At 62.6% G+C, this 25,147-nt stretch carries 19 protein-coding genes; 15 read left to right on the top strand and 4 right to left on the bottom strand.

Annotated features, from left to right (window positions below; genetic code table 11):
- The first annotated feature begins 86 nt into the window (after positions 1-86).
- The 6 genes from A7A77_RS00755 to A7A77_RS00780 all read left to right on the top strand — a co-directional run bounded on the left by A7A77_RS00755 (position 87) and on the right by A7A77_RS00780 (position 5,331).
- The gene (locus tag A7A77_RS00755) at positions 87-599 is read left to right on the top strand and encodes a GNAT family N-acetyltransferase (RefSeq protein ID WP_066552210.1); all 513 of its coding nucleotides are present in this window, start codon (positions 87-89) and stop codon (positions 597-599) included.
- Between the two features lie 28 nt (positions 600-627).
- On the top strand, positions 628-1,194 hold the full coding sequence (locus A7A77_RS00760; protein ID WP_066552212.1) for a DUF1285 domain-containing protein: 567 nt from the start codon (positions 628-630) through the stop codon (positions 1,192-1,194).
- A complete protein-coding gene (locus A7A77_RS00765) occupies positions 1,191-1,805 on the top strand; it encodes a CoA pyrophosphatase (protein ID WP_066552214.1) in 615 nt (204 codons plus the stop codon). The genes A7A77_RS00760 and A7A77_RS00765 overlap by 4 nt, the downstream gene beginning before the upstream one ends.
- Entirely contained in the window at positions 1,802-2,983 is a 1,182-nt protein-coding gene (locus tag A7A77_RS00770) for a CCA tRNA nucleotidyltransferase (protein WP_066552216.1), read from the top strand. The genes A7A77_RS00765 and A7A77_RS00770 overlap by 4 nt, the downstream gene beginning before the upstream one ends.
- A 54-nt stretch (positions 2,984-3,037) precedes the next feature.
- Positions 3,038-3,703, top strand: a complete 666-nt coding sequence (locus tag A7A77_RS00775; protein WP_066552218.1) for a retropepsin-like aspartic protease family protein — start codon at positions 3,038-3,040, stop codon at positions 3,701-3,703.
- A gap of 221 nt (positions 3,704-3,924) precedes the next feature.
- On the top strand, positions 3,925-5,331 hold the full coding sequence (locus tag A7A77_RS00780) for a DEAD/DEAH box helicase (RefSeq protein WP_066552220.1): 1,407 nt from the start codon (positions 3,925-3,927) through the stop codon (positions 5,329-5,331).
- A 9-nt stretch (positions 5,332-5,340) separates the two neighbouring features.
- Here A7A77_RS00780 and A7A77_RS00785 read toward each other — a convergent pair whose 3' ends face one another.
- Positions 5,341-6,963, bottom strand: a complete 1,623-nt coding sequence (locus tag A7A77_RS00785; RefSeq protein ID WP_066552222.1) for a long-chain-fatty-acid--CoA ligase — start codon at positions 6,961-6,963, stop codon at positions 5,341-5,343.
- 219 nt (positions 6,964-7,182) lie between these two features.
- On the opposite strand from A7A77_RS00785, the gene A7A77_RS00790 reads away from it, so the two are divergent.
- Entirely contained in the window at positions 7,183-7,404 is a 222-nt protein-coding gene (locus A7A77_RS00790; protein WP_066552223.1) for a hypothetical protein, read from the top strand.
- A gap of 199 nt (positions 7,405-7,603) precedes the next feature.
- Here A7A77_RS00790 and A7A77_RS00795 read toward each other — a convergent pair whose 3' ends face one another.
- Entirely contained in the window at positions 7,604-8,185 is a 582-nt protein-coding gene (locus tag A7A77_RS00795) for a DUF924 family protein (protein ID WP_066552224.1), read from the bottom strand.
- Complete coding sequence (parC, locus tag A7A77_RS00800; RefSeq protein ID WP_066552225.1) at positions 8,185-10,509, bottom strand: DNA topoisomerase IV subunit A; 2,325 nt, start codon at positions 10,507-10,509, stop codon at positions 8,185-8,187. Before parC ends, A7A77_RS00795 begins: the two co-directional genes overlap by 1 nt.
- Positions 10,510-10,652: 143 nt before the next feature.
- On the opposite strand from parC, the gene A7A77_RS00805 reads away from it, so the two are divergent.
- From A7A77_RS00805 to A7A77_RS00840, 8 genes are all read left to right on the top strand, one after another.
- On the top strand, positions 10,653-11,549 hold the full coding sequence (locus A7A77_RS00805; RefSeq protein WP_066552226.1) for a DUF4349 domain-containing protein: 897 nt from the start codon (positions 10,653-10,655) through the stop codon (positions 11,547-11,549).
- A gap of 98 nt (positions 11,550-11,647) precedes the next feature.
- Positions 11,648-12,208, top strand: coding sequence for a type 1 glutamine amidotransferase domain-containing protein (locus A7A77_RS00810; RefSeq protein ID WP_066552228.1), 561 nt, complete (start codon positions 11,648-11,650; stop codon positions 12,206-12,208).
- Positions 12,209-12,792: 584 nt separating this feature from the next.
- Complete coding sequence (locus tag A7A77_RS00815) at positions 12,793-17,445, top strand: DUF5801 repeats-in-toxin domain-containing protein (protein WP_066552230.1); 4,653 nt, start codon at positions 12,793-12,795, stop codon at positions 17,443-17,445.
- A 34-nt stretch (positions 17,446-17,479) separates the two neighbouring features.
- The gene (locus tag A7A77_RS18525; RefSeq protein ID WP_082835799.1) at positions 17,480-18,190 is read left to right on the top strand and encodes an OmpA family protein; all 711 of its coding nucleotides are present in this window, start codon (positions 17,480-17,482) and stop codon (positions 18,188-18,190) included.
- A 12-nt stretch (positions 18,191-18,202) separates the two neighbouring features.
- Positions 18,203-19,603: a TolC family protein gene (locus A7A77_RS00825; RefSeq protein ID WP_066552232.1), complete on the top strand. Its 1,401-nt coding sequence runs from the start codon at positions 18,203-18,205 to the stop codon at positions 19,601-19,603.
- A 39-nt stretch (positions 19,604-19,642) separates the two neighbouring features.
- Positions 19,643-21,814, top strand: a complete 2,172-nt coding sequence (locus tag A7A77_RS00830; protein ID WP_082835800.1) for a type I secretion system permease/ATPase — start codon at positions 19,643-19,645, stop codon at positions 21,812-21,814.
- Positions 21,798-22,895, top strand: a complete 1,098-nt coding sequence (locus tag A7A77_RS00835) for a cell wall hydrolase (RefSeq protein WP_245638338.1) — start codon at positions 21,798-21,800, stop codon at positions 22,893-22,895. Before A7A77_RS00830 ends, A7A77_RS00835 begins: the two co-directional genes overlap by 17 nt.
- Entirely contained in the window at positions 22,892-24,163 is a 1,272-nt protein-coding gene (locus A7A77_RS00840) for an HlyD family type I secretion periplasmic adaptor subunit (RefSeq protein WP_066552236.1), read from the top strand. Before A7A77_RS00835 ends, A7A77_RS00840 begins: the two co-directional genes overlap by 4 nt.
- A 9-nt stretch (positions 24,164-24,172) precedes the next feature.
- Here the strand turns inward: A7A77_RS00840 and A7A77_RS00845 are convergent, their stop codons facing one another.
- Complete coding sequence (locus tag A7A77_RS00845) at positions 24,173-25,135, bottom strand: transglutaminase-like cysteine peptidase (RefSeq protein WP_066552238.1); 963 nt, start codon at positions 25,133-25,135, stop codon at positions 24,173-24,175.
- Positions 25,136-25,147 lie beyond the last annotated feature (12 nt).

Consider the following 25,147-nt stretch of genomic DNA (forward strand, 5'->3'; position numbering starts at 1 on the left):
GGGCGAAATGGCTCGACAGCGGGTCCGCATCCCCCTATCGGCGCGCCGTTTCGTACCGATGAAGGACGCTCGTCCGCGCACTCCCCATGGCCACTATCATTCCCCTCGACCAGGTCGATCCCGCATTGATCGAAGCCCTGCTGGACACCGCGTTCGAGCCGGAGCGCCACAAGCGCACCGCATACAAGGTGCGCGAAGGGACGGACTGGCTGTCCGGCCTTTCCTATGCCGCGCTGGACGATGACGAATATCTTGCCGGCACGATCCAGTGCTGGCCGGTTGCGCTGACGGACGATGAAGGCCGCGCCCACCCGATGATCATGGTCGGCCCGGTCGCGGTCATGCCGGAACTGCAGAACGAAGGTTATGGCAAGGCGCTGACGCTCGCCTCGCTCTCCGCCATCGACGCATCGGCGAATCCCTTGCCGCAAGTGCTGATTGGCGATGCGGATTACTACGGCCGGTTCTTCGGCTTTGCCGCAGAGGCAACCGGCGGCTGGCAGGTACCCGGCCCTTGGGACCCGTCGCGCCTGCTGGTTCGGTGTGCCAATCCGGCCGTACTTCCACAGTCCGGCATGCTTGGCCCTTGGCGGGGATAAAAGGTTCTGGCATCGCGTTATGCCAGCGATGCCATACGATATTCCTCCCGATCTTGCCGGAATGAGCCTTGCCGAAATCGCGCAGGCGGTAGAGGCGCGCAAGCTGCCGCCCGTTGCGCAATGGGATCCGCAGGAAACCGGCGACAGCCACATGCGCATCGCGCGCGACGGGCGCTGGTTCCACGAAGGCAGCGAAATCACCCGCCCCGCGATGATCCGCGCCTTTTCCGGCCTGCTGCGGCGCGAAGATGACGGGTTCTGGCTCGTCGTGCCCTATCAGAAACTGTCGATCGAGGTGGAGGATGCGCCCTTCATCGCCACCGATTTGCGAACCGACCGCGAACATGGCGAACAGGTCCTCAGCTTTCGCCTCAACACCGACGAATTCGTCACCGCCGATGCCGGCCATCCGCTGATCGTGCGCGGATCTGCTGACGAACCCGCCGCCTATGTCACCGTGCGCGAAGGGCTGGAAGCGCGGCTCGACAGGTCGACATGGCTGCAACTGGCCGAAGTGGCGCTGGCGACGGATACCGATCCGCCGTGCGTTTTCAGCCGCGGCGAAACCTTTCCGCTTGTGACGGAGGGTGCGTGAGCAGCATCCGGCATCACCTTACCGAACTCCACCGCGCAGGGCACGATCGCAAGCTGACCGATCTGCGCATCGAACCGAACCTTTCCGGCAAGGCGGTGCGCCCCGCCGCCGTGCTGATCGCGGTGACAGAGCGGGCCGACGACGACCGTGGCGGCCCCGGCGTCCTGCTGATCGAACGGCCCGCGAAGATGCGTACCCATGGCGGGCAGGTCGCCTTTCCCGGCGGCGCGATCGATCCTGGTGAAACCCCCATTCAGGCAGCCCTGCGCGAAGCGCACGAGGAGATCGCCCTACCCCTGTCCAAGGTCCACGTGATCGGAGAGACCGACGGTTATCGCACCGGCACCGGCTATGCCATCACGCCAGTCCTCGCCACCGTTCCGCCCGACCTGCCGCTGCGTGCCAATCCGGCGGAAGTCGACGAATGGTTCGAAGTGCCGCTGCGATACGCTTTGGATCCGGCAAACCATGAACAGCGCGAACTGTTCTGGCGCGGCAGGATGCGCAGTTTTATCGAATTTCACTGGGAAGGACACCGCATCTGGGGTGCAACCGCCGGGATGCTTGCCAACCTTTCACGCCGGCTGCGCTGGCAGGAGCATGTTTCTTGAAGCCGGTATCCAATGCGAAATGGACACACCGCCCCGATCTGCCGGTGCTGATCGCGGCGCTGGGCGCGGACGAGTGCCGTTACGTCGGCGGCTGCGTCCGCGATGCGCTGATGGGGCACGAGGCGAACGACGTGGATCTTGCCACGCGCCATCACCCCGACAGGGTCTGCGTGTTGCTGAAAGAAGCCGGCATCCGCACCGTGCCGACGGGGCTGGAGCATGGAACGGTAACCGCCGTGCTGGACAGCGGACCGGTCGAAGTCACGACCCTGCGGCACGACGTGGAAACCGACGGGCGGCGTGCGACGGTCGCCTTTGCCACGGCATGGGAAGAGGATGCCGCGCGGCGCGATTTCACGATCAACGCGCTCTACGCGCATCCCGAAACGTTCGAGATTTCCGACTATTTCGGCGGGCTGGACGATCTGGCGCAGCGCCGCGTCCGCTTCATCGGCGATGCCCGCCAGCGCATCCGCGAGGATCACTTGCGCATCCTGCGCTACTTCCGGTTTCACGCCCGCTTCGGTTCCGAACCGGCCGACGAAGAGGCATTGGCCGCCTGCCGCGAACTGGCCGCGACATTGAAGGGACTGTCGCGCGAACGTGTCGGCTGGGAACTGCAGAACCTGCTGGCCCTGCCCGATCCCTCGCCCACGGTGGCCCGCATGGCGGATATTGGCGTGCTGGCAGTCGTGCTGCCCGAAACCGGCGGGGTGCAGGTGAACCGGCTTGCCCTGCTCGTCACTGCGGAGCGCGAGGCGGGCGTTGCACCCGATGCCGTGCGCCGCCTTGCCGCGCTGCTGCCGCCCGATCCTGCCGTGACGGACCAGGTTGCGGCCCGCCTGCGGCTTTCCAACGCACAGAAGAAACGCATCGCGCGCATTGCCGAACGCAAGGATGGCGACGGCGCCGATCCGCGCGCGCTTGCCTATCGCCTTGGCATGGAGGTAGCGCGCGACAGGCTGCTGATCGGCGGATCGCCTGTCGATCTGCTGAAGGGGTGGGAAGTGCCCGCCCTTCCGGTGAAGGGCGGCGATATCGTCGCGGCAGGCGTTGGCGCAGGGCCGGACGTGGCGAAAGTCCTGCGCGTAATCGAGAACCGCTGGATCGCGGAAGGTTTTCCTGAAGAGGCCCGCACCCGCGCCATTCTTGCCGAAGAAGTCGCGGCGCTGGCATGAACGGGTTCGCCGCCGGTCATCCTGCCGAAAGGGACGGACTGGTAGAACCGCTTCATGGCTGACCTCGGCGAAGTCCTGCAATCCCTGCCCTACGGCGATGTTTTTGCCGCGCATCCGCTGTTGCTGCTCGCACTGGTCGCGCTGTGCTTCGCCATGGTGGGCGGAGCGATGCGCAACAGCGTGCCCGCAGTCGGCGGCATGTTACGCGGCCTCGGCAGCTTCGGCCTTGTCGCCGTGCTGGTGCTGACGGTGATAGACCTTGTCCGCCTCAATCCCGATCTCGCCCTGCCCCAACTGGGTGTGCCCGAACAGATCGTGGACGGGGAGGAAACGCACATCCCGCTGGCACGCGACGGGCATTACTGGATCGAGGCCGAAGTGAATGGCCACCCCACCCGCTTCCTCGTCGATACGGGCGCGAGCCTGACCGCGATATCGCCGGAAACCGCGCAGGCCGCCGGGATCGAGGCGAACGAGGTACTGGGCACGGTCAGGCTCGAAACCGCCAACGGATCCGCGCCCGCGCAGCTGACCAGCATCGACACGCTGGAAACCGGCACGATCGCGGCGCGCGACTTGCGCGCAGTCATCGCGCCGACGATGAACGGAATGAACGTACTGGGGATGAATTTCCTCTCGAAGCTGGAGAAATGGAGCGTGGAGGACGGCACCCTGATCCTCGTTCCCCACCAGCCGCGCGTACCACGGGCAATTAGTTGATTGCATTTCGCAGGCGCAGCAACTACATGGCGCGGCAGTGACGGCCCGATGGGTCATCCGCCGCAAGCGTGAGCGCCCGTACCGAAAAAACGGGAAGGCCCGCGGCAGATCAACGGTCACCAGCTAGTCAAGCTTCCCTTTTCACGCATGGGTCGCCCGTTCGACCCCGCGCCCGGACTTTGTAGTCCGATGCGCCGCATTGCGTTTTTGAAAGTATATCCATGTCCTATTTCGAAAGCCTCGGCCTTGCCGAGCCCATCCTTCGTGCACTCAATGCGAAGGGTTATGCCGAACCCACCCCGATCCAGCGCCAGTCGATCCCGTCCCTCATGGACGGGCGCGACCTGCTCGGCATCGCGCAGACCGGCACCGGCAAGACCGCCGCCTTCTCCCTCCCCTCACTGCACCGCCTTGCAGAGGCCGGATACAAGCCCAATCCCGCTTCGTGCCGGATGCTGGTGCTGTCGCCGACCCGCGAACTGGCTGCGCAGATCGCGGACAACATGCGCCGCTATGCCAAGCATCTGCCGATCAATGTCGATTGCGTGTTCGGCGGCGTTCCCGTCGGCAAGCAGGCCCGCCGCCTCGTCCCCGGCACCGACGTGCTTGTGGCAACGCCGGGCCGCCTGCTGGACCTCATCGACCAGCGTGCGCTCACCCTGCGCCATGTCGAGATTTTCGTGCTGGACGAAGCGGACCAGATGATGGACCTGGGCTTCATCAAGCCGCTGACCCGTATCGCCAACATGCTGCCGCAGGATCGCCAGTCGCTGTTCTTCAGCGCGACGATGCCCAAGGACATCGCAGACCTGTCGCGCCGCTTCATCAACGATCCGGTGAAGGTCGAAGTCGCGCCGCAGTCGACAACGGCCGAACGCGTCGAACAATATGGCACGTTCGTGAACCAGGCGGAAAAGCAGGCGCTTCTCACCCTCTCGCTGCAGGCAGGCCTTGCCAGCGGAGAGATCGAGAAGACGCTGGTCTTCACCCGCACCAAGCATGGCGCGGACCGCGTCGTGCGCCATCTTGTCGCAGCCGGCATCAACGCCGCCGCCATCCACGGCGACAAGTCGCAGGCCCAGCGCACCCGCGCGCTTGACGGGTTCCGTGCAGGAAGCGTCCCCGTTCTTGTAGCCACGGACATCGCGGCGCGCGGGATCGACGTGACCGGCGTGTCCCACGTCTTCAATTTCGAAATCCCGAACGTTGCCGAACAGTACGTCCACCGCATCGGCCGCACGGCGCGCGCGGGCGCGGACGGCGTTGCAATCAGCTACATCGCGCCGGACGAAAAGCCCTATATCAAGGATATCGAGAAGCTGACCGGCGTTCGCCTCACGCAAATGCCGCTGGTGGAAAATTTCCAGAAGCGTGCCGAAAACCTGCCCAAGCCCAGCCGCAAGCCTGCCGGCGCCGAATATGGCGATCGCAGCGAACGCGGGCCCCGCAAACCGCGCGGCCAGAGGTCTGGCGGCGACAGCCGCAACTTCGACCAGCGCAAGGCGCGCAAGGAACGCGAAAACCGCGGCGATGGCGAACCGCGCGACGATATGGGTCGCAAGCGCCGTTTCCGCCCCAAGGGTGCGAACGGCGTCGGCGCACACAAGAACGCTGTTCGCGCGCGCTGATCGGCGCGATCAGTTGCTGGCGGGCGCCTGCGTGACGTAAAGTTCGCGCAGCGCCCGCTTGTTGACCTTACCCGTCGCGCCAAGCGGTATCGCATCGACGAACACGAATTCGTCGGGCATCCACCACTTGGCGATCCGGCCATCCAGAAACGCCCGCAATCCGTCTGCATCGGGCGAAGCGCCCGGTTCGGCCTGCACGATCATCATCGGCCGCTCGCCCCATTTCGGGTCCGGCATCGCGATCGCCGCGGCGTTGGCGACATCGGGATGCGACAGCAGGGCATTTTCAAGGTCGATGGAACTGATCCATTCGCCGCCCGACTTGATCACGTCCTTTGCCCGGTCGGTCAGCTTGACCGATCCGTGCTTGTCTATCTCGGCAAGATCGCCGGTATCGAACCAGCCTTCACTGTCGAGGATGTCGCCTCCCTCGCCGCCGAAATAGCCTTTCGAAACGGCCACACCGCGAACCTGCAGATGGCCTGATTTCCCCTCGCCCCATACCTGTTCGTCGCCTTTGTCGTCCACTGTCCGGATCTCGACACTGAACGGCGGAACGCCCTGCCGAAGCTTGTGTGGCAATTGATCGTCGAACGGCCCATCGGCCAGTTCGCGCGGCACACGGCAAACCGTGCCGATCGGCGACATTTCCGTCATGCCCCATGCATGGCCGATCCTGACGTCATACTCCGTCTCGAACGCGCGCAGCACACGTTCCGGCAGCGCCGCGCCGCCGATGGCGACGAATTGCAAATGTGGCAGCTTGAGGTTTCCGGCCTTCAGGTAATCCATGAGGCCGAGCCAGAGCGTGGGGACCGCCGCACTGATCGTCACACGTTCGCCGTCGAACAAGGCATAGAGCGATGCGCCATCCAGCCCGAAGCCGGGCAAGACCATCCGCGCGCCCATCATGGGCGCGGCAAAGGCCAGTGCCCAGGCATTGGCGTGGAACATAGGCACGACCGGCATGACCGTGTCCTGATAACCGACGCCCAGAGCATCCTTCGTCACCGCCATCATCGCATGGAGCACGTTGGACCGGTGGGAATAGAGCACGCCCTTGGGATTACCCGTCGTGCCGGAGGTATAGCACAGCCCGCAGGCCGTATTCTCGTCAAACCCGCCCCACGCCGCGTCTGTGCCCCGCCCAGCGATCCAGTCTTCATATGCGATCGCGCCGAAACTGTTATCGGGCACGATACCGTCGTCGCTGATCACGATATAGTGCTCGACCGGCATGCGATCGTGAACCTGCTGCACTATCGGTACGAACGGCGCGTCGAGGATCAGGACGCGATCCGACGCATGGTTTGCGATCCATGCGATCTGGTCGGGATGGAGGCGCGGATTGAGCGTATGGAGTACGGCCCCGATGCCCATCGTGCCATACCATGCCTCAAGATGTTCCGCGCTATTCATCGACAAGGTGGCAACCCGGTCGCCATTGCCGATACCCATCGCCCGCAATGCAGCCGAAACCTGCCGCGCCCGGTCATGCAGCGCGGCATATGTCGTACGGGCAAGTGTTCCATCGCACCGCCGCGAAACAACCTCGCTATCCTCTGCGAAGCGGGCGGCGCGTTCGATTATCCTGTCGACCGTCAACGGCCAGTCCTGCATCAGGCCCAACATCGGCAATCCTCGTCCCTGCTCTATGTGACCGGGTTCCCCGATCCTGAAGCGAGATCAGGGACTTGGCAACTTGCGCGGGCAATGCATGTGCCGCAATTGCGATTGATCGGAAAAATTGTTTGTCGAAAATGTGGCGAGAATATGGACACCGCAATGCAGCATCGCTAAATAGCCGGTGCCCGGCTCGATTGTGAGTCTGCGGCACCAGGGAATCGTTTTATGAAGAAGATCGCTTTCACCGTCGCTCTTTCGGCTCTCGCTCTCGCTGCTTGCTCGCAGGAAGCTGCTGAACCGGCTGCTGAAGAAACCGCAGCTGTCGAAGCTCCCGTCGTTGAAGAGCCCGTCGTCGAAGCAACCGACGCTGTCGAAGCTCCGGCTGCTGAAGCTACCGACGCTGCTGAAGCTCCGGCTGCTGAAGCTACCGAAGCTGCTGCCGAGTAATCGGACGCTTCCAAGCTATCTGTCTGGCGGTCCGTGACGAACAGTCCCGGACCGCTGGATTTTTCCGGGCTACCCGACCCGAAGGCCGCTGATCCCCTTGCGATCATGGCGCGATAAACGGGAAACCTCAGAAAATCGCCACAATCGCCTGCCTGCGATGTTATTCGGCTAGATGCCAACCGCGTCGCCGGATCTACGCTCAGCCCAGCCGTTCACCATCGACCGGATAGCCACCGCCGGCGTCGAGATAGGCTTGTTCCGCCTCTCCCGTTGCACGACCAAGCGCCTTGTTTCGCATGGGAAAGTGGCCGAAGCGGGCGACGACATTGCGATGGCCACGCGCAAAATCCAGCACGTAATCGGCATCGGCGGCCAGCTTCTCGAAACAGGTGACGCTGATGTCCTGCAAGGCTGCATCTTCGGCATGCATCAGCGGCAGATAGAAGAACTGCCGCTCCGAAAGTGTCAGCGCCTTGTCCATGCCCTTTTCAAGCCCGTCCAGAACCATCGCCTGCGCCTTGGCGTCGCCGGAGTAGGCACGCGGATCATCGCGAAAGATGTTGCGGGTGAACTGGTCGATCAGGACGATCAGCGCGAGCCGACCGCGAGGTGTCGCAGCCCATTCGTCGAGCGTTCCGGCAAGCGCCTTCGAAACCTGGGCGGAGAACCGTACGCGAACTTCACGGTCCACCGCTTCCCCGCCTTCGAACCACTGGTCCGGTGTCTTCTCACGAAACCAGTAGTCCAGAACGGGAAGCCAGGGGCCGCGTTCGTCGCCCATCACCCGAACCGGTTGTCGCGCGGAAAACCCTGCGGCGGCAGGCGCCCTGCCGCGCCGCGCGCCACGCGCCACTGCCACATGTCACTCTCGGTCCTAGTACGGCCGCTGTCGCCGCCCATCTTCCACGACAGGCCTTCCTCCAGCTTCAGTGTCGTCGCGTCGGAAAGCCCGCCGTCGCGATAGCGTTGCAGCTGCACGCCCTGTCCGCGCGTCATCACCGGCAGTTCCTCAAGGCTGAACATGACCAGCTTGCGATTGTCGCCGACGACAGCAACGTGATCGTGATCGGCCGGAATTTCACGCACGACCTTCAACGTGACCCCCGGCTTGAGGTTGACGACAGCCCTGCCCTTGCGGGTTTCGGCCAGCAGTTCGTCCATTCCGGCCGCAAATCCGCGTCCGTTGCTTCCCGCCAGCAGCACCTGGCCCTTGGGCTTTGCCACCAGCATGGCCACGATCTGCGCATTGGGGTCGATATCCAGAGTGGTACGCACCGGTTCGCCGAAGCCGCGCCCGCCGGGCAACTTGTCGCACCCCAGCGTATAGAACCGCCCGTCCGCACTGGCGAGCAGCAGCTTGTCCGTCGTCTGCGCATGTACGGCAAACGCCGGTCCGTCGCCTTCCTTGAACTTGAATTCACCGCCGATGCCGTCCGCGCCAAGATCGACATGCCCCTTCATGCCGCGAACCCAGCCACGCTGCGACAGGATCACCGTCACCGGCTCCTTTTCGATCATGGCGTCCATCGAAAACTCGACGGTCGGCTCCGCCTCGGCAATCGTCGTCCGGCGGCGACCGAGTTCAGTGTCTTCCGCATATTCCTTGCGCAAGGCATTGAGATCACGCTTCAATCGCGTACGCTGGCGTGCCGGGCTTTCGACCAGTTTGTCCAGTTCGTCCCGCTCCGCCAGAAGCTCGTCCCGCTCCTTCGTCAGCGCCATTTCCTCAAGCTTGCGCAAGGAACGCAGCCGCATGTTGAGGATCGCCTCGGCCTGCCGGTCGGTAAGGTCGAACTCTGCCATCATGATCGGCTTGGGCTCGTCCTCGTTGCGGATGATCTCGATCACGCGGTCGAGATTCAGGAAGGCGATGATGTAACCTTCGACCAGTTCGAGCCGCTTGGCGATCTGGTCCAGCCGGAAGCGCGCACGGCGAACGAGAATCTCGATCTGCGCGACGATCCAGTGCCGCAGCACTTCGCCCAGCCCCATGACCACCGGCGTGCGCCCCCCGCCCGCCTGTACGTCGAGGACGTTCATGTTGAGCGAGAAACGGCTTTCCAGATCGGTCAGCTTGTAGAGGCTTTCCTTCAGAAGCTCGGGATCGACATTGCGGCTCTTGGGCACGAGCACGATGCGGATCTGCTCGTCGCTTTCGTCGCGCACGTCTTCGAGGATCGGCAGCTTGCGATCGCCGATCAGCGCGGCGATCTGCTCGATCAGCTTGCCCTTCTGAACCTGATAAGGGATCTCGGAAATGACGAGCTGCCACTGTCCGCCGCCAAGCCGCTCGATCCCGGCGTCGCGATCCTCCTGCTTGTCGGCTTCAGCGGCGTAGAAACGCCCGCGCATGCGGAAAGAGCCGCGACCGGTCGCATAGGCGTGGCTGATGATTTCAGGGCTGTCGACGACCAGGCCGCCGGTCGCGAAATCGGGGCCGTGGAACACCTCCATCAGCTCCGCATGTTCGGTCTTCGGATTGTCGATCAGCTTGAGCGTCGCGTCGATGATTTCCGCCGCGTTATGGCTGGGGATCGATGTCGCCATGCCCACCGCGATGCCGCTGGCACCATTGGCCAGCAGGTTCGGGAACAGGCCGGGGAAGATTTCCGGCTCCTCCTCCTCACCGTTGTAGGTCGGGACGAAATCGACCGTGCCCTCGTCCAGCCCCTGCATCAGCTGGATCGCCGTGCGGGTCAGGCGCGCCTCCGTATAGCGGTAGGCCGCGGCGTTATCGCCATCGATATTGCCGAAGTTCCCTTGCCCTTCGACGAGCGGATAACGCAGCGCGAAATCCTGCGCGAGGCGGACCATCGCGTCGTAGACGGAGGCATCGCCGTGTGGATGGTACTTGCCGATTACGTCGCCGACAACGCGGGCCGATTTCTTGAAACCTGACTGCGGATCGAGCTTCAGCATCCGCATCGCCCAGAGCAAACGCCGGTGAACCGGCTTCAGTCCATCCCTGAGGTCCGGCAGGGAACGTGCTGTAATCGTTGATAAAGCGTAGACGAGATACCGCTCCGACAATGCCGCATCGAACGGTGCGTCAATCAGCCTGTCGAAGGGATCGGGTTCGGTCATGTCGGTCAGATCGTCAGCCATCAGACCTGCCCGTCTAGCAGCGCTGCAAGGCGGCGGGAACGGCGGGTTTGGATTGATCCACCATTCCTCCACCACTTTGCCGCTTGTGCCCGATCGGGATCAAGGCCAGAATAAGGCTAAATTATGGCACAAAGGAGGCCTCAATGCGGCAAACTGTTTTTGCACTCCCCCTTCTGGCTCTCGCGCTCGCTGCGTGCGACAGTGCGCCCTCCGGCAATTACGAGGCTAGCGAAAGCATCGCCACACTCGATGTGGCCGAGGAAGCCGCCGCCGAAGCGCCGGAAAGCGCCGATACCGGTGGCGAGATTGCCGTTGCCCTGCCCCGGATCGCTTATGTCTACAGTTTCGGCTTCCGCCTTCCGGCCGCGAAGATCGCTCCTCTTCAGCTTGCCCACGCAGACTTGTGCGATGCACAGGGGCCGCGCACCTGCCGCATTCTCGACATGCGCCAGGCCGGGATGGAGGGCGAATACTCTTCGGGATCGCTGACCCTGGCGGTCGCCGCCCCGCAGGCGCGCGCGTTCGGGGCAAAGCTCAGCCAGCTCGCCGGCAAGGAAGGCGGCACGCAGATCTCCAGCGCGATCAGTGGCGAAGACCTGTCCAAGCAGATCGTCGATACCGAAGCCCGCATCAAGGCGCGCACGATCCTGCGCGATCGACTGCTCGAAGTGCTCCAGACACGTCGCGGCACAGTTGCCGAACTGGTCGAGGCCGAACGCGCCGTCGCGCGCGTGAACGAGGAGATCGACCAGGCGCAAAGCTGGCTTGCCGAAATGCGCGGACGGGTGGATTTCAGTCGCCTCAATGTCAGCTATGAATCCGGCATGCCCGAAACCGGCAGCTTCTCAAGTCCGGTACGGCAGGCGCTGTCCAGTGTGTCGGGCATCCTCGGCAGCATGCTGGCCGCGGCGATCATCCTGCTGACAGTGTTGATCCCGCTGGGCATCGTGGGATGGGGCGGCTGGAAGCTGTTCCGGAAGATGCGTCCATTGGCGCCCGCCACGCCCGCCGATGGCCCGGAGCGGCAGCAGACCGGCTGACCGGACCCTTGCTACGGATCGTCGCAGATGGCGGAACGATGGCCTATTTCCGCGCATTCTCAGGGTTAACAGACCAACACGAACACCCGGAGAATGACATGACGAGCAAGGTCCTCATCATCGCAACCAACGGCTTTGAGCAATCAGAACTGCTGAAGCCGCGCGAGAACCTCGAAAACGCAGGCGTATCAACAACGCTTGCTAGCCCCGAAACCGGCTCGATCAAAGGATGGAACCACACCGATTGGGGCGAGAGCGTGGATGTCGACATGTCGATCGAAGATGTCGATGTGGAGCAATACGACGCTCTGCTGCTGCCGGGCGGGCAGATGAACCCGGACATCTTGCGCATGAACGGGAAAGTTATCCAGATCGTTCGGGATTTCGATGCGGCAGGCAAGCCGATCGCGGCAATCTGCCACGCGCCGTGGCTGCTGGCCGAAGCGGGATTGATCGAAGGCAGAACGGTAACCGGATGGCCATCGATTCGCACCGACCTGACGAACGCTGGCGGCAATGTCGTGGACCGGGAAGCCGCGATCGACGGCAATCTTGTGACCAGCCGCAATCCCGATGACATTCCGGCATTCAGCAAGGCCTTGCTCGACCTGCTGGGTGTGAAAAAGTCAAGCAGCGAACTGGCTGAGAGCGACGCCTGAACAAGGTTCGAGTATGCGGGCGCAGGGGCAGCAATCGCGCGCACCTGCGCCCGGTCGCCAGCATTTTTGCGGGATGGCCACGCGGCATCCGTAAAGCCCCCTAGCTGCTGAGACGCAACGCTTTTCAGAGATATCCGAGTCGCGCCCGGCTCTCTCGTAATCGGCGCGATCGTTAACCATATTTGTTACTTATGGATTCGGTTCCCGCCACCACAACGAAAAGTTTGGCGGCATATTTTTATCGTTTTAATTCAGTGTAGTGTAACGAACATCACAGCATTCGACATACCCGATTTCCCATTATGGGTCAGCCTTGAAGGCCTACTTGAATCATTCGCTTTAACGATTGCATCTTAATGTCTTAAGGTACTGACCAGATTAGGGCTTGTTTATAGACTTAACGAAGTAGCACAGCTGGGGGCGAAGCTACCGAGAGAGGTTCTCCGGAAGTTCAGTTCGTCCTGAGGGACACCCCGCACGCTTCTTCGCGTCATTCCAGCCAGTCGTTGCCCGGGATCACCGGGCGGTCGGGAACGAAGATCCGGTCGCGCTTCACCGTGCGGCCAAACTATGGGGCAGCGCAAATGGACTTCCAGTCGAACGGTTCGAACGGCGAGAACGAGACTTCCAACCTCGCCGAGGCGACTCCGATCTTCAACGGAACAAGCAACGTGAAGCGGGTCATCGCCGACCCGACGCGCGAGAATGTTCTGGTCCTTCCCGCCGGCGTATCGCTGGACGATATCGACGTTCAGGGCGACAACCTGATCATCACCCTGCCCGACGGCACCCAGATGATCGTGATCAACGGCGCGCTATACATGCCGGAGATCGTGATCGACGGCGTAACCGTTCCGCCGATGAACCTTGCGGCCCTGCTGAACGCGGACCAACCCGAACCGGCGGCCGGACAGAACGGCAGCTCCGGCGGCAACTTCGCCGATCCGGTGAACCCGATCCAGCCTGCCTACGGCCTTGGCGACCTCCTCCCCTACACCGAACTGCAATTCCCGGAACAGCAGGACGAGGAAGTATACTACTATCTCAACCGCATCCCGACCGCGATCACGGCCAACAACCCGGAAGTGCTGGTCGACGATGACGAGTTCATGGGCAACCCTGGCGGCATCGGTGACGATGATCCGGCCCCACAGAACCTGACCGGTCAGCTTGACGGTTCGGGCGGCGACGGCGAACTGACGTTCACGTTCAACGGCAACAACACGTTCCCGGATGACGGTCAGGATTGGCAGATCGTCGAAAACGAAGGCGGCCAGCTGCTCGTCCAGCAGAACGGCAACACTGTCGTCATCATCACGCTGCAGCCCGATGGGTCGTACGTGATCGAGCAGGTTGGCGTGGTCTTTCACCCTGCCGACGTCAACGAAAACAACGTCTACGTGACCATCGGCTACACGGTCACCGACGAGGACGGTGATTTCGCGACTGCGACCTTCACTATCAATTTCGACGACGATACGCCGGTCGTCGATCCCGTACCGGATTTCGACGGCTCGCTTTTGGTCGATGAAACCGATCTCGATACCGACGATACAGTCGATTTCTCAGGCGCGTTCGAAATCAGCTACGGTGCTGACCTTCCCGGCAATACCGAATGGGCGCTGACGCTGTCCGCTGCGGGAGCCGACAGCGGTTTGGTGGATTCTGCGACCGGGTCGGCAATCCTGCTCTACAAAACCGAGGATGGTGTCATCGAAGGGCGCGTCGGCGGGTCTGACGGTGACGTTTCTTTCACGGTGTCGATCGACGACAGCGGCGTTGTCAAGCTCGACCAGCAGCGCGCCATCGTCCACGATGACACCACCTCGAATGACGAGCCTGCCAGTCTTGCCGATGGCGTGTTGTTCGTCACGGTCACCGCAACCGACTTCGACAATGACCCTGTGTCGCTTAGCCTGGATCTTGGTGGGCGCGTAACATTCAAGGATGACGGCCCGGCGGTCACGAACGTGGCTCTCGGCAGCTCGGTCTCGGTTGACGAGACCGATGCGGGCGAAGCCTTCGTCTCCGGCCCGATCAGCGCGACCAGCGCAACCTCGATCATCTCGGCAACGCTTGCCTTCGGTGCGGACGATGCGGCAGGCGATCCGGTCTATACCATCACCATCGTCGGCGACGGCTCGACCTCGCTGATGACGTCGGACGGCGATCTGCCGATCACGCTGGAACAGACCAGCGCCTCGGTCATCACCGGCACCTACAACGGCGGCGCGGACACGGCCTTCACGGTCGAGATCAACGCCGACGGCACGCTCACCGTCACGCAGTACGCGGCGCTCGAACATGCCGATCCGACCGACGACAACGACACGCTGGACCTGGCCGGCCTGATCAACGCCACGGTCACGATCACCGACAACGACGGCGATACCGACAGCGGTAGCGTCCAGGTCGGCGGCGCGGTCACGTTCTACGATGACGGCCCGCGCGCCTTCACCGCTGATAGCGTTGCGTCCTATAACGGAGATCAGGCGCCGGTTTCGGGCGACCTGAACCTGCACATGGGTGCCGATGCCTTCGGTTATGCCGTATTCAATATCGTGGACAACTCGTTCGCCACCGACAGTTTCGGGACGCAGCTGACCGTCGATGGAGAACCGCTGTATATTTACGGAGACGGTACTAGCACGCTCGTCGCATCGACGGAGATGAACGGCGGCGGTACGGTGGCGTACACCGTTACGCTCAACTCCGACGGCACCTGGACGTTCGACGTCAACGAAGAAATCAATAACGGTTCGAAAACCGGAATTCAGGATCTTTCCAGCACCAAGGCCGGCAACACTTCCATCTATCTTGTCGGTGCCGACTCTCCTCCGTCGGACGACGTACCTTTCGACGTTATCCTGTCTGCGCAGAACGGTGCCGGAACTCCTATCACGGTCAATACGCGTGCGACTTCGATCGGCACCGGTCAGCAGTCGATCCGCGCCGGTCAGGAATTGCGCGTCGATCTGGTGAACGATCTGACGACGGAACCTGCACCGACCAATTTCGACTACGCAGAGCATCGCGAAACGTACTATTACGAGCAGTATATCGCGCAAATTACCGGCCCTCAGGCCAGCGGCGGCGTTCAAGTCAATGTTCTCGTCGCTAATTCAAACGACAACAATATCCTCGGCTTTACGCTTGAGGGAGACGAAAGTTATTCCAATATCAACGTCGTCACGGTGACATCGGGATCAACCGGTAAAGTCTATGCATACTACGAAGATGGAACCTACTTGGTCGACGGGGTCGTCGGCAATATTGCTACATCTCCGTACGTTGTCGGTTTCAGTTACGGAGGCGGTGTCGGCGTAACGATCGACAACCTGCATGCGGGCGACCTGTTCTCGGTAAGCAGCGATAGCGCCTTCGACACCATCTTCATCAAGTCGGACGCATCGAATGCTCCTGACTTCGACCTTGGGCTGTTCTCCATCGACGGTGATGCGGTGATCCAGCCGATCGACGTCAACTACGACATCACGGCCTATGACGGCGATGGTGACGCAGTTGAAGGTTCGGTCGAGGCGACGATCACCCCGACCATCGGGACTCATATGGTCGGCGATGCGGGCAACAACGTGAACCTGATCGGCGATGATGACGTCAACGTCCTTGCTGGCAATGCCGGAAACGATGCACTGCAAGGCGCTGGCGGCAACGACTACTTGTACGGCAATGCAGGCAACGACCTACTTGTCGGTGGAAGCGGCGATGATGTCCTTGCTGGCGGCACCGGCGTCGACGAGCTGACGGGCGGTACAGGTGCAGACACCTTTGTTGCCGATGGTTCCGCACTCACCGATGGTCAGATCGACACGATCACCGATTACAGCTTTGCTGGTGGCGACGTGATTGATCTCAGCAACCTGCTCAACGTTGCCCCCGGCACCAATCTGGTGACAGGTGGTTACGTCTTCCTGACGCTGGACGGTTCGCTTCTGGTCGATGCCGATGGCGGAGCCGATGATTATCAAGTCGTCATGACGCTCACCGGCAATCCGCTTCAGGTCGCGGTATATACCGACACGATTGGCGCTAACACGACCATCTCGGCCGGAGCTTTGCCGATCATCCTCGATCTCGACGGAAACGGCGTCTCATTCGTCGGTCTCGATGAGGGGATCACGTACGACTATGGCTACGGCCAGGGCACGGTAGCCACCGCCTGGATCAGCGGCGACGGGACCGACGGGATCCTGATCTACAACGGCACGCAGATCGTCTTCGGACATGATGGCATGACCGACTTGCAGGCTCTGGCTGCGGACTTCGATCTCGATCATGACGGCTTTCTGAGCGGCACAGAACTGCTCGGATTTGAAGTATGGGTCGACGACGGGAACGCCGTCATTGATGGTGATGAAATTCAATCGCTCAGCACGTTCGGCATCACCGAGATCGCGCTTGAATATGACGCTGACAGCGAAAGCGGCCTTACCGCCGACAACGATGTCTACGTGTTCGGCACTGCTGGCGACGGACTTGTCACGGACACCGCGTTCCTGACGGCTTCAGCCGCAAACGAAAACCGCCAGACCGAGATGGCGCTCATCGCATCGATGGTACCCGGCATGCTGGTGTCAGCTGCAATCGATCATACGCCTGATTTTGCTGAAGGCCCTATGGTTAATTTCGTGCCAACGGACATCGATTTCGCCACGGCTGTGAACGCGATCACACCGGTCGACATCGATCTGTCGCATGCCTCGCCCATGGAACCTGCCCATGACAGCAGTGGCCTCCCGGCGCCGGCCTCGGCTTCGCACTTGTCAGACCATGCCCCGGCAGAGTCGCAGTCGCTGGGCTTCGACAGCCATGGCCCGGCAAACGACGGGGCGGATCTTGGTACGTCATCCGAGGCGGCGGCGGACTTTGCACCACCTGCGACTCCGGTGTCTGGCCCCGAAGTCGGTGGCGACGTGCTGATGGCGCTGCTGGACCTGGGCGCACCTGCGGCAGAGCCGGAAGGCGATGCCAAGGGGACCGGGGCATTGGAAGCGGTTCGCACCGCGATCCAGGAAGTCACCGGCCAGGACGACATCTCGGAACTGGTGAACCATGTTGTTGACAACGTTTCGGAAACGGCTCAGCACTCGCCCGTAGATACCGGTGCGATGCATGCGCTGCTCAACAGTGGGGTTGCAGTGCAGCACATGCATATGCCGATGATGCCCGATGCGGCGGCTGACGATGCCGCTCATCTGGCCGCGGCCGCAGCCTGATTATAACGGAAAGTAAGGTAAGGGGGTCTTTCCAATGAAAAGCTGGCCAACGAACAGCTTGCGTGTCCTTGCAAGTGCCTCGGCAGTCGCGGTGGCACTTGCCACCCCGGCCTTTGCCCAGGCTGGCTCGGACCTGATGTCGCTTGATGACGATACGCTGAAATCAGAGCTGGAGATGCGTTACGACGCTTCGCTGGCGGCAACGCTGGATCCGGCAGTCGTGAACTCGACCGACACCCGCTACATGTGGGCATCGGAAGCGAAAGTGCAGTGCGCGATCGCCATCGGGTTCATGCGCAACGACCTGCGGGACGAAGATTCGATCCGCAAGTGCGATGCGGCATACCTGCGCTGGATGGCACCGCCCCCCCCGCCGCCGCCCCCCCCGCCCCCGCCTGCCCCGGCGATCTGCAATACGGGTAACTTCATCGTGTTCTTCGACTGGGATTCGGCCGAGATCACGCCGGAAGCGGCAACCACGCTGGACAGCGCGATCGCCGGCCTTGCCGACTGTGAAACCGTTTCGGTCCAGCTTGGCGGCTATACCGACACGTCGGGTTCGGACAGCTACAACATGGGCCTTGCCGGGCGTCGCAACGCATCGGTCCGGTCTTATCTCACCGCGCGCGGCGTGACCGACGGCGCGATCGACAGTGCGGCCTTTGGCGAAAGCAACCTGCGCGTTCCGACTGCGGACGGCGTGCGCGAGCTGCAGAACCGCCGCGTCGAAATCAACGTCCAGTAAGGGGGGACGGACATGAAGACCTATCTCAAGTTCGCTGCCGTCGCCGCGGGCCTGCTCAGCGCCTCGGTTTCCGGCACCGCCCTAGCGCAAAGCGCGCCTGTCACGATGACGGAAGCGATCGCAGTCGGCGTCGACTCGAATCCCGAAATCAGCCAGGCGCAGATGAACAAGGAAGCCATCCAGTTCGAGCGCAAGCAGGCGCAGGGGCTCTATGGCCCGCGCATCAACATCGAAGGCAGCATCGGCGCCCGTAACCTGGAAAACCCGACGCGCCGTTCGATCGGTATCGATGACGACTGGCTCTATCCGTTGGAAGGCAAGATTACGGGCGACTGGACCGTGATCGATTTCGGACGCCGCCGCGGCGAACTGCTGCGTCAGGCATCGCGCGTCGACGGTGCGTCGCTGCGCGTTCTGGAACGCTCGGAATTCGTCGCCTTGCAGATCGCGCGCCAGTATCTGGACGTCATGCTTCAACAGCGCATCATGGCCGCATCGCTGGATAATACCGGCTTCCACCGCGAACTGGTGACTTCACTTGGCAAGGGTGTCGAACAGGGTTCGATCTCCATCGCCGACCGTCAGCAAGCGGAAGAGCGCTTGCAGGCCGCCCTTATCCGTGAGGCGGAAGCCGCCGAAACGTTGCAGAACGCGAAGATCCGTCTGCAGTCGCTGACCGGGCTTACCATCGACAACGTCACGACTCCGCCGGACCTTTCCGCCGCCATGCCGGCCACGGAAGCCGACGCGATCGGGCTTGCGCGCACCCGCAACCCGCTGGTGCTGGAAGCGAAGGCAGACGTGGATGCGGCTCGCGCCCTCGCCGTGAGCGCCAAGGGCGATCTCTACCCAACTATCGGCGTCGATGCCTATGCCCGGACGGGCGACGATATAGACGGCTTCAAGGGTACGACCAACGACGTGCAGGCCCGCGCCTATGTCCGCTGGACGATCTTCGACAGCGGCATCAACCACGCCAAGTATCAGGAAATGGTCCGCCGTTCGAGCGAGGCTCGCTTCCGCCTGCACACGCGTGAGCGTGAAGCCGAGGAAGACGTGCGCATGGCATGGAACGCGCTGGAAACGCAGGGCCGCATCGTCGGCGAACTGGCGACGCAGAGCACCGTCACAGACGGCTTGCTCGAATCCTATCAGGGCCAGTTCAACGTCGGTCGCCGTTCACTGCTCGACGTGCTCGATGCGCAGAACACGCGCTACAACGTGCAGGTCCGCCTAGAAACGGCGCGTTTCTCGGAAATCTTCGCCCAGTACCAGACGCTGGCCGCCACCAATCGCTTCCTCGAGGCGCTGACGGTGCCGCCCCACTATGGTGCAGGCGAAAATGAGCGCGAGCGTTTCGATTACGGACCGCATATTCCGGCCGAGCGCGAGAGTCGCGTTTATCCGAAATAAGCGGGCTGCTCGGCGCAGCTTGTTTGGACAGGGTTTGTCATGAATTCGGCCGCGCCGGAAAAGTTCGAAAAATCGCCGCAACAGTCGGCTGACACGCCAGCCAGGCAGGTCGATCCCCTGATCGCCTGCCTGGCCCGCGTTGCCCGCCATTTCGACACGCCGTTTGCAACGGCCACGCTTGCCTCGTCGCTGGCCTTTGCGGCCAACGGCACGCTGCCTTGGCACCAGGTCGGCCCGGCGCTTGAACTGCTGGGCCTGAACTACGACGAGGCGCCGGCAAAGCGCCTGCCGATAGCCAAGTCCCACTATCCGCTCATCCTGCGGGACGGTGAGGGTTCGCTTGCGGTGCTGCTGGACCGTGAGGGCGACGACGTCCTCGCCTGGCAGCCCGGTGATGTCGAGGAAACATGGCAGCCCGCAGCAGCCTTTGCCGGCATCCAGCCGCTGACCCTGCTTTCGGTGGAAGGCGATCCTTCCACGCTACGCGATGCAGGGCAACCGTGGCACCAGCGCGCCCGCAGCCACTGGTTCTGGTCCGAGATTGCCAAGCGCCGCCGCGATTTCTGGCCAGTCATTCTCGCTTCGGTGGTAATCAACTTCCTCGCAGTGTCGCTGCCGATCTTCACGATGAACGTCTACGACCGCGTGATCCCCAACCGGGCGACGTCCAGCCTGTGGGTGCTGGCGCTGGGCGTGTTGATCGCCTTCACGCTGGAATTCGCGCTGCGCAAGGCGCGAACGAACGTACTGGACGAGATCAGCCGCGATCTGGACATCAGCCTATCGCAAAAGATCTACGCCCGCGTCATGTCGACGCCGCTGGCGGCGAAAGTCGGCCATACCGGCAACCTCGTCGCGCGGGTCAGCGAATACGCGATCGTCCGCGATTTCTTTGCCGCGACGACGATCACGCTGATGGTCGACGTCTTCTTCCTGTTCATTTTCATCGGCTTCATTGCGATCATCGCAGGCCCGCTTGCCCTGATCCCGCTGGTCATTATCAGCGGCATGATCCTGCTGGGCATCCGGCTGCAGCGCCAGATCACCGACAGCGCCCGCGACGCACAGGCAGACTATGGCCTGCAGCAGACGCAACTGGTGGAATCGATCGCCGGGCTGGAAACGCTGAAGTCCATCGCCGGCGAAGGCGAAATGCTTGGCCGCTGGCGCCGCATTTCCGACATGGCCAGCCGGTCGCAGAAGCGTCTTCGCGAAGTGAACTCCACCGCGATCGGCGCCGCCTCCACCTTCCAGCAGGTTTCGACGATATCGCTGGTGATCGGCGGCTACTACATGTTCGACGCGGGCATCATCTCGATGGGCGCGATCATCGCGATCGTGATGCTCGCCTCGCGCGCCCTTTCGCCGGCGGGGCAGCTGGCTTACCTTCTCACCCGCTGGAAACAGGCTAGCGAGACGCTCGATTCCATCGAACGCCTGTGGGACGGGCCGGACGAGCGCAAGATGGGCAGTAGTTCTCTGCCCCCGCAGGTCCGCAGCGCCAACATATCGCTGCAAGGTGTCGATTTCGCCTATCCCGGCTCCAGCGTTCCCTCGCTGAAGAACGTGAACCTGACGATCCGCCCTGGTGAACGCATCGCGATCATCGGCAGGGTCGCATCGGGCAAATCCACGCTGGGGCGCGTGCTTTGCGGCCTTTACGAGCCGGACGAAGGTGCAGTGCTGATCGACGGGATCGACGCGAAGCAATATCGCCCGCACGACGTGCGCCGCAATTTCCGCTTCGTCGCGCAGGATTCGAACCTGTTCTCCGGCACCATCAAGGACAACCTTGCCCTTGGCGGCGCGCGCGCGGGTGAACAGCAGTTGATCGACGCCTTGCGCAAGGTCGGCGCCGACAGGTTCCTTTCGCGCGATGCGGGCGGCTTCGACCGTGCTGTCGGTGAAGGCGGGCGGGCGCTTTCGGGCGGTCAGCGTAACTTCCTTGCGCTTGCACGTGCATTCGTTGCGCCAAGCCAGATGCTGTTCCTGGACGAACCGACCGGCGCGATGGATGCGCAGACGGAGAAGATGTTTATCGACGCACTGTCACAAAGCCTGACACCTTCGCAGACACTGGTTGTGGCGACTCACCGTCCGGCGTTATTTGCATTGTGCGACAGGGTCATCGTCATCAACGACGGCCAGATCGCCGCCGATGGGCAAAAGGACGAGGTTATCAAGAGTGTCGGTTTTGAAACCCGCAGCTGACCCCGGCCAGACCGGTGGGCTCGTGAAGCGCCTGAAGGGCGCTCGCGTAGTGCTGCTCGGCATCTTTGCCGCCGCTCCGCTTGTCGTTCTGGGAAGTACGACAATGATGCCCGGCGGACTGACAGGCGAAGCAAAGGCCGTTGCCCTCCCCGTCGATGCCGTTGCGGCACAGCGGCGTGAAATCGCATCGCTGGTCGAAGGCGAGAAGAGCAAGATCCTCGCATCGGGCGAAAGCGCGAAAGAGCGTAATGCCGAAATCACATTCTCCAGCCTGCCGCTCGAACGGGTTCGCGGCTTTGCCAATGCCCATGTCTCGGCAAATGCGCAGCAATGTCTGACGCAGGCGATCTATTACGAGGCGGGGTTCGAACCGGAAAACGGCAAGCGTGCCGTGGCCCAGGTCGTGCTCAACCGCGTCAGCCATCCGGCCTATCCCAATTCGGTGTGCGGCGTTGTCTATCAGGGTTCGGACCAGCGGGTTTGCCAGTTCAGCTTCACATGCGACGGATCGCTCGCACGGCGCCCGGCCGCTGCGGCGTGGGCTTCGGCGGCCCGCATCGCGCGTGAAGCGCTGGCCGGTCATGTCGAGCCCAGTGTGGGCACGGCCACGCACTACCATGCCGACTATGTCGTGCCGCGCTGGGCATATTCGCTGGGCAAGGTTCGCCAGCTTGGCAGCCACATCTTCTATCGCTTCAACGGCAGTCTCGGCAGCTCGCGGGCTTTCAGCGCGCGTTACAACGGCTCCGAATTGATCCCGTCGATCCGCATGGCCGACCTGCCTGCGACAGACGGACCCGATCCGCAGACCGGACTGTTCGAAAACGGCCTGACCGTCGCGCCTGATGTAAAGGATCGCCATGCCCAGAACGACATCGGCGGGCGAATGGACACGACAAAGGGCTGGAAGCTCGAATTGCCGAAGGCCGGGCGTTATCGCCAACTGACGGCAACTCACGGCGAAGCACCGGTTGTCGGTGCGGAACCGCAGGCGGCAGCTCCCAAGCCGGTTACACAACCCGAAGCCAAGCCCGGCTTCGCAACCGGCATCGCTTCAGAAGGGCTGGAACCCGGCGCATGATCCAACGGATGAAGGTCCACTGGGCACGGCTCGATTCGAGCCGCAGGCTCATTGTCGTGGCGGCGGTCGGCATGTTCGCGCTGCTCGTCTGGTCTGCCTTTGCACCGCTTGACGATATCACGCGCGGTCAGGGCAAGGTGATCCCGAACAGCAAGGTTCAGGTCGTGCAGGCCGCCGATCCGGCGACCATCGACGAAATCCTTGTCCAGAACGGGGAACAGGTGAAACGCGGCCAGCTGCTCGTCCGCCTGAACGACAGCGAAAGTGCCAGCCAGCTTGGCCAGCTGGAAACGGAAACCGAGATGCTGGAAGCGCGCGCCAACCGGCTGCAGCGCGAGGCTTCGGGCGAAGGGACAGGTTGCGCACCGGGAAGCGGCTGCGCCGAGGAGCAGCGCCTACAACAAGTGCGTCAGGCCGCAGCGCGCAGCCGCGAGCAGGCGCTTGCCGCCGCGGTCGAACAGCGCCGCCGCGACTTGCGCGAGGGTGAGGCGACCGCGACATCGCTTCAAAGCAACCTCAAGCTGGCGCAGGATCAGGTGAACATGCTCACTCCGCTGGCCAAACAGGGCATCGTTCCGCAGACCGAACTAATTACCGCCCAGCGCGATGTAGTGGATCTGCAAGGCAGGCTCGCCGCCGCGCGACAGGGCGTGCAGCGCGCACAGGCGGCCGTCAGCGAGGCGCAGGCCCAGCTTTCCAGCGCAAGGCTCGATTTCCAGCAGCAGGCGCTCAACGAACGCAGCGAACTGGCAACGCGGATCGCAGTAAACGAACAGTCGATCAAGGGCGCCAGCGCCCGCGTTTCGCGCAACGAACTGCGCGCACCAGTCGACGGCATCGTCAATGACCTGCAAGTTACGACCGTCGGCGGCTTCGTGTCACCGGGCGAGCAGATCATGCAGGTCGTGCCCACCGGCGATCGCCTGTTGGTGGAAGCCAAGATCCGCCCGTCGGACATCGCCTTCATCAAGGTTGGCGATCCGGCGAACGTGAAGGTCACGGCTTTCGATTTCTCGATCTACGGCGGGTTGTCCGGCAAGGTTCGCCAGATCAGCCCCGACAGCGTCTATGACGAGAACGAGCGGGAAAGCTATTACCTTGCCCAGATCGAGACCGACCGCGCCTATATCCGGCACGGCGGGCAGAGGCTGGCGATCATGCCGGGCATGATCTGCGAGGTGGAGATCATCACCGGGCGCAAGAGCGTGCTTGCCTATTTGCTGAAGCCGATCACTCGCGGCCTGAACACGGCCCTGACCGAGAAGTAATCCTCCGGCTCAGTAGCCGTGAAGGAAACGCTTATCCGCATTGAAGGACAGGATCGGGCGATAGTCGTTGGCGACATCGCCATCGATCAGCTCGTCGCTGGCGTTGTCCAGAAGGATCGAGCGGCCTTCCAGCTTCACGATCAGGATCGCGTGATCGTCGCGCCGCACCAGATCGCGGGCGATGGTGAGGTACATGTCTTCACGGGCGACGCCCATGGCCGCAAGGATATCCATCTTGGCGATCGCGTAATCCTCGCAATCGCCCTTGCCGCGCGCCAGCGTCTCGCTTGCCGAAGCCCAATAGTCCGCCTTGCCGTAGAGTTTGGCATCCGGTGTGTAGGCGACCCGCCGGTTGACCCACGCGTTCACGGTGGCGATCCGGTCCGCCATCGCGCCCTCCCCGCCACCGATTTTCAGGACTGCCTTGCGAACAGCGGCGGATCCTGCCTTGCCCGAAACGCGGGTCCAGTCCGCATCGAATGTCGTGGTAGAGACAGGCAGGATGCGGCTTTCAAGGAAATCGTACTGCGGGCGAGCGATACCGGGCTGCACGCTGTCGAACAGTTCGGCACATCCGATCCCGCCGAACGCAGCGGGTACGAGGGGCGAATTGTCGGCAACTACCGCTGGCGCAAAATCCGCCGGCTTGGCCATTTCGGCGAAGGAGGCACCCATGGTGGCTGCGGCAGGGTTCTCCTGCTGAAGGCGCATGCGTTCCAGCGCCGACATCGGCTTGCGGCTGGGGCGTGAAATAAGAGCTGCCTGCCCGACGACCTGACTGCGCGTGAACTGCAAAGCGGGCGAACGGCGACAGTCGGTCGCCACCGCGATATTCGCGACTGCAGAGGCTATCAGGGCCGGTCCGGAGGTAGCGGCGCTCGCCTGCGCCGGAAGCACGCCCGCCAGCACGGCCGATCCGAAGATGACCGTTGCGAGGGATCGGGCCCGGGGTGCAAGTGGCGCTTTGACCATGCATCCCTTTTC

The organism is Croceicoccus bisphenolivorans, assembly GCF_001634625.1.
GTDB classification, from domain to species: Bacteria; Pseudomonadota; Alphaproteobacteria; order Sphingomonadales; family Sphingomonadaceae; genus Croceicoccus; species Croceicoccus bisphenolivorans.